Consider the following 5,465-nt stretch of genomic DNA (forward strand, 5'->3'; position numbering starts at 1 on the left):
GATCGCATCGGGGTCGATCGCCCCGCGGTCAGGTGCCGCCTCAGGCGGCGGCGCGTGTGCGCGCTCGGCCCGTCGCAGCCGATCGATCGGCCAATGCGGCAGGTAGAGCGAGGCGACCCGTGTCATCCGGAGCCTCCACCAGAGTGTCGAAGGGATCGCCGCCGCGCTGGCGGGCGAGGGCGAGGCGCCAGCGTGCGCGGCCGATACCCGCCACCCGCAAGGGAGCGGAGGGCGCGCAGCCGACATGCCAGCGAGTGACGGCAGCGGACGGCGCAGAAAAGGGTTCCGTCTCCTCGCAGCCCCCGTCCCTCTTGTGCCGGCGCAGCAGCAGCGCGACCGTGCGCCCGCCCTCCGCGGCGAGCTGGAGTCGGCGGGTGGCGGGCATCGACACGCGCCTTGCCTCCCCGATCACCGCGCCGAGCCCGCGGTGACGCAACCCTTCCTCCATCAATGCCAGCAGTTCGGCATCGTCCCGCGCTTCCGCATACAGCAGCCGGTGCGGCGCGAGGCCCGCCTGGTAGAGACCGGGCGCGAACAGGTCCTGCCGCCGCACCACCCATAGCACCGGTCCCCAGGCACGCGCGGCGATGCCGGCCATGAACAGCATCGCTGCGGCATCGTCGCTCCAGCCCGGCCCGGCGCCGGCGACCTCGTGCAGCGCGTCGAGCCTCAAGCCGCCATCAGCCAGCCGCGTGTCGATCGCCCCGATCCCGAACGGCAGCACCGGCCGTCGATCGTGGCCGTCACCGGTGATCGCGCGCAGCGTCTCGCGCAGTTCGGCCACGGTCGGCGGCGGCGATGGCCTCAGCGGGAGGAGGGCTGGATGCGCGGGCATGACTCGACTCGACGATGATGTTCCCATTCTGTTCTGTTTTTTACTCAAGTCAACCTGCGCCGCGACGCTTGAACTGGGACGGGGGACCGTTAGGAGCGCGCAATGCGTTGTGGTGACGACGCAAGGGAGAGATCATGGCCGTCGATGCTCCGGACCTGAAGCTCCTATTGAATCCGAAGCCTTCCTCCAATTTGAAACCCCTGTCGCTTCATGTGCCCGAACCGCGCTTCCGTCCCGGCGATGCGGTCGACTTCACCGCGGTTGACGTGCCCCCCGCCGGGTCCGTCCGCCGTCCGGATATCGCCGAGCCGGCGGCGGACTTCACCGATCTGTCCTATTCGCTCGTGCGCGTTCTGGACGATGCGGGTCAGGCGACCGGGCCGTGGAACCCGCGCCTTTCACCCGATATGCTGCGCGCCATGCTGCGCAGCATGGCGATGACGCGGGCGTTCGACGAACGGATGTTCCGCGCCCAGCGACAGGGCAAGACCAGTTTCTACATGAAGTGCACCGGCGAGGAGGCGGTGGCGGTCGCTGCGGCCCACGCGCTCGATCGCGAGGACATGTGTTTTCCGTCCTATCGTCAGCAGGGCCTGCTGATCGCGCGCGACTGGTCGATGGTCGACATGATGAACCAAATCTATTCCAACCGCGGCGACCGGTTGCAGGGCAAGCAGCTGCCGATCATGTATTCGGTGCGCGAGGCGGGCTTCTTCTCGATCTCCGGCAATCTGACGACCCAATATCCCCAGGCGGTGGGATGGGCGATGGCCTCCGCCGCCAAGGGCGATACGCGCATCGCCGCGACCTGGTGCGGCGAGGGTTCGACCGCGGAAGGCGACTTCCACTCCGCGCTGACCTTCGCGACCGTCTATCGCGCGCCGGTGATCTTCAACGTCGTCAACAATCAGTGGGCGATCAGCAGTTTCTCAGGATTCGCGGGCGCGGAGGCGACGACGTTCGCGGCGCGCGCGGTCGGCTATGGCATCGCCGGGCTCCGGATCGACGGCAACGACGCGCTCGCCGTCTACGCCGCGACGTCGTGGGCGGCCGAGCGCGCGCGCACCGGCGCCGGCCCGACGCTGATCGAGCATTTCACCTATCGCGCGGAGGGCCACTCTACCTCGGACGATCCGACCCAGTACCGTTCCGCCGGCGAGCCGAACGCCTGGCCGCTGGGCGACCCGATCCGCCGGCTGAAGGATCACCTGATCGCGATCGGCGAATGGGACGAGGAGCGCCACGCCGCGCAGGACAAAGCACTGGCCGAACAGGTCCGTGCCGCGCAGAAGGAGGCGGAGGCCAACGGGATCCTGGGTCACGGCCTGCACCAGCCGCTCGCCAGCCTGTTCGACGGGGTGTTCGAGGAGATGCCGTGGCACCTCAGGGAGCAACAGGCACAGATGATGGCCGAGGAAGCGGCGAGCGGCCGCCCGTGGGACGCGAAATAGTGAGCGACACGATCGATGCGCCCACCGCCCGCATGACGATGATCCAGGCGATCAACTCCGCACTCGACGTCGTGATGGCGCGCGATCCGGACGTGATCGTGATGGGCGAGGACGTCGGCTATTTCGGCGGCGTGTTCCGCGCCACCGCCGGCCTGCAGGCCAGGCATGGCAAGAACCGCGTGTTCGATACGCCGATCACCGAATGCGGCATCATCGGCGTCGCGGTCGGCATGGGCGCATACGGCCTTCGTCCGGTGGCCGAGATACAGTTCGCCGACTATATCTATCCCGCGCTAGACCAGCTCGTCAGCGAGGCGGCACGGCTACGCTATCGCTCCGACGGCGAGTTCATCGCGCCGATGACGGTGCGATCGCCGTTCGGCGGCGGCATCTTCGGCGGGCAGACGCATTCCCAGTCGCCCGAAGGCATCTTCACCCATGTCTCGGGGCTGAAGACGGTGATCCCCTCGACGCCCTACGATGCCAAGGGGCTGCTGATCGCCGCGATCGAGGACAATGATCCGGTCATCTTCTTCGAGCCCAAGCGCATCTACAACGGCCCGTTCGACGGCCATTGGGACCGGCCTTCGCAGAACTGGTCCAAGCATCCCGCCGGCGAGGTGCCGACCGGATACTACCGCATCCCGCTCGGCAGCGCGCGGGTCGTGCGACCGGGAGAGGCTCTGACGATCCTCGCCTATGGCACGATGGTCCACGTCTGCGCTGCGGTCGTCGAGGAGGCGGGCGTGGATGCGGAGATCGTCGACCTGCGCACGCTCGTCCCGCTCGACATCGGGACGATCGAGGCATCGGTGCGCAAGACCGGCCGCTGCATGGTCGTGCACGAGGCGACGCGCACCGGCGGTTTCGGCGCGGAACTGTCCGCGCTGGTGCAGGAGAGGTGCTTCTACCATCTGGAGGCGCCGGTCGAGCGCGTGACCGGCTTCGACACGCCCTATCCGCACAGCCTCGAATGGGCGTATTTCCCCGGTCCCGTCCGCATCGGCGAGGCGCTGAAGAAGATCATGAGGGACGCCTAACGCAATGGCTCGTTTCACCTTCAAGCTGCCCGATATCGGCGAGGGCATCGCCGAGGCGGAGATCGTCGCGTGGCACGTGGCGGTCGGCGACCGGATCGAGGAGGACCAGAACCTCGCCGACATGATGACCGACAAGGCGACCGTCGAGATGGAGTCGCCAGTCTCCGGCATGGTGGTGGAACTGGCCGGCGCGGTGGGCGACCAGGTGGCAATCGGCGCCGCGCTGGTGGTGATCGAGACCGCGACGGCGGCGGCGCCGGCTGACATCACCGCCGCGCCCGAGACCGCCGCGCAGGCGGAGACGGCCGAGCAATACGGGGCGGAGAACCCCGGCGTGGAGGAGGTGGTCGACACTCCCTCTCCCCTTGTGGGAGAGGGAAGGGACCCGCTCGCGACAGCGAGTGGGAAGGGTGAGGGGGTGAAGGTATCGCCCGCGCCCACCCCCTCATCCTCCCACTCGGCTACGCCGAGCGGGTCCCGCCCTCTCCTATCAGGGGAGAGGGGAAGTGCAGTCCTCGCCAGCCCCGCCGTCCGCGCGCGCGCGAAGGACCTCGGCGTCGACCTTGCCACGGTGAAGGCGGACGGCGACCGCGTCCGGCACGCCGATCTCGACACCTATCTGCGCTATGGCTCGGGCGAGGGCTACCACGCTCCCGACGCCAGTCGGGCACGGCCCGACGAGGTCGTCCGGGTGATCGGCCTGCGCCGGCGGATCGCGGAGAACATGGCCGCGTCGAAACGCGCGATCCCGCACTTCACCTATGTCGACGAGATCGACGTGACCGCGCTTGAGGCGATGCGCGGCGATCTGAACGCCAACCGGGGCGACCGGCCGAAACTCACGGTGCTCCCGCTGATGATCGTCGCGATCTGCCGCGCGCTGCCCGGCTTTCCGATGCTCAACGCACGCTACGATGACGAGGCGGGGGTGGTGACCCGGTCGGGCCGGGTCCATCTCGGCATGGCGACGCAGACCGATGCGGGGCTGATGGTGCCGGTGATCCGCGATGCGCAGGACCGTAACGTCTGGCAACTGGCCACCGAGATCGTCCGGCTTGCCGAGGCGGCGCGCACCGGCAAGGCGACGATCGCCGAACTGTCGGGATCGACGCTGACGGTGACGTCGCTGGGGCCGTTGGGCGGCATCGCGACGACGCCGGTCATCAACAGGCCGGAGGTCGCGATCATCGGGCCGAACAGGATCGTCGAGCGACCGGTGTTCGTCCGGAAAGAGGGAGGCGGCGACGAGGTCCGCCGCGCCAAGGTGATGAACCTGTCGATCAGCTGCGACCACCGCGTCGTCGACGGATCGGATGCGGCAAGCTTCGTACAGGCGGTGAAACGCTATCTGGAGACACCGGTTCTCCTGTTCGCGGACTGATGCCCCCAAACAGGAGAACCGCGCGTCAGACGCCGCGGCCGGTGAACAGACGCACGAGCACCACGATGACCGCGATCACCAGGAGGATGTGGATCAACCCGCCCGCAAGATGGAATACGCCGAACCCGAGCACCCACAGGACGATGAGAATGACGGCAATGGTCCACAACATAAGATAACCCCCTGTATCGAGTACGGCAGCAAAACGTCCGTAAGCGCGATCGCGTTCCGCCGGCGTCCACGCGACCTCGAACGGCGGGGTCGGACCGGTGTCCCGTCACTAGTCGACCGCCAGGATCACATGGCTGGCCTTCACCAGCGCCAGCGCACGGGCGCCGACCTCCAGGTTCAGCGCGGCGGCGCTCTCGCGGGTCAGCGTCGCGGTCAGCGTCTTGCCCAGACGCAGTTCCAGCGTCACCTCGCTGTTCACCGCGCCGTCCTCGCGCGCGATCACGACGCCGGGCAGGCAGTTGCGCGCCGAGGTGCGGATCGGCTGGTCGCCGGGCGCCAGTATCACGAAGCTGGACTTGATGAGCGCGATCGCGCCTGCGCCGGGGACGAGGCCGAGCTCGGCGACGCTCTCGCGCGTCACGGTGGCGACCACCTCCACGCCCTCCGCGACCGCGAGCCTTACCTCGGCGTTCACGGCCCCCGTCGTCACCCGCGAGACGGTGCCGCGTAGCGCGTTGCGTGCACTGGTCCGCATCGTCATTCCCCATAGCAGGACGCCAAGGCCGGGGCCGCCGGGGTCGGCGAGC

At 68.5% G+C, this 5,465-nt stretch carries 6 protein-coding genes; 3 read left to right on the forward strand and 3 right to left on the reverse strand.

Annotation, left to right across the window (positions count from 1 at the left end; all coding sequences use genetic code 11):
• Positions 1-40: 40 nt before the first annotated feature.
• Entirely contained in the window at positions 41-835 is a 795-nt protein-coding gene (locus HUV01_RS11370) for an ImuA family protein (RefSeq protein WP_254606584.1), read from the reverse strand.
• 134 nt (positions 836-969) lie between these two features.
• Between HUV01_RS11370 and HUV01_RS11375 the strand changes: the two genes are divergently transcribed.
• From HUV01_RS11375 to HUV01_RS11385, 3 genes are read left to right on the forward strand one after another with little or no spacing between them, the layout of a single operon-like run.
• A complete protein-coding gene (locus HUV01_RS11375; protein WP_174298362.1) occupies positions 970-2,286 on the forward strand; it encodes a 3-methyl-2-oxobutanoate dehydrogenase (2-methylpropanoyl-transferring) subunit alpha in 1,317 nt (438 codons plus the stop codon).
• 32 nt (positions 2,287-2,318) lie between these two features.
• Positions 2,319-3,326, forward strand: a complete 1,008-nt coding sequence (locus HUV01_RS11380; protein ID WP_174298367.1) for an alpha-ketoacid dehydrogenase subunit beta — start codon at positions 2,319-2,321, stop codon at positions 3,324-3,326.
• A gap of 4 nt (positions 3,327-3,330) precedes the next feature.
• Positions 3,331-4,707 carry a dihydrolipoamide acetyltransferase family protein gene (locus HUV01_RS11385; protein ID WP_174298363.1) on the forward strand — a complete coding sequence of 459 codons (1,377 nt, stop codon included), beginning with the start codon at positions 3,331-3,333 and terminating at the stop codon, positions 4,705-4,707.
• 25 nt (positions 4,708-4,732) lie between these two features.
• On the opposite strand, the gene HUV01_RS11390 is transcribed toward HUV01_RS11385, so the two are convergent.
• Together HUV01_RS11390 and HUV01_RS11395 are read right to left on the reverse strand one after the other, a co-directional pair.
• On the reverse strand, positions 4,733-4,879 hold the full coding sequence (locus HUV01_RS11390) for a lmo0937 family membrane protein (RefSeq protein ID WP_174298364.1): 147 nt from the start codon (positions 4,877-4,879) through the stop codon (positions 4,733-4,735).
• Between the two features lie 108 nt (positions 4,880-4,987).
• On the reverse strand, positions 4,988-5,465 hold a 478-nt coding region (locus HUV01_RS11395), incomplete at its 5' end, for a TOBE domain-containing protein (RefSeq protein WP_174298365.1).

Source organism: Sphingomonas bacterium (genome assembly GCF_903643035.1).
GTDB lineage: Bacteria > Pseudomonadota > Alphaproteobacteria > Sphingomonadales > Sphingomonadaceae > Sphingomonas.